Here is a 214-nt window from a genome sequence, read left to right as displayed (position 1 = left end):
TCCTCCACGGCAGAGCCGTTGAACCTGTGGCGGATCGTGCCGATAAATTCGCGTTTGTACATCAGCTTGCCGTAGATATTCAACCTGCCGCCGTCCAAACCGTCCACGCCCGCCCGAAAGCCGAACCGCCCCAGCAGGCTGCGGAAGTTGTCCGTTTCGGCAGACAGCCCGTTTGACAGCGAAAAGCCGTAGCCGCGCGTAAACCAGTAGGACA

At 59.8% G+C, this 214-nt stretch carries 1 protein-coding gene; it reads right to left on the bottom strand.

The features are described 5' to 3' along the window. Positions 1-214 (bottom strand): autotransporter outer membrane beta-barrel domain-containing protein (locus tag Q9J80_RS10835; RefSeq protein ID WP_304671783.1); only part of this gene is annotated, 214 nt, incomplete at both ends.

The organism is Neisseria blantyrii, from assembly GCF_962747855.1.
GTDB lineage: Bacteria > Pseudomonadota > Gammaproteobacteria > Burkholderiales > Neisseriaceae > Neisseria > Neisseria viridiae.
Note: the sequence above shows the minus strand (reverse complement) of the source record. Positions and strands in the feature narration are given on the sequence as shown.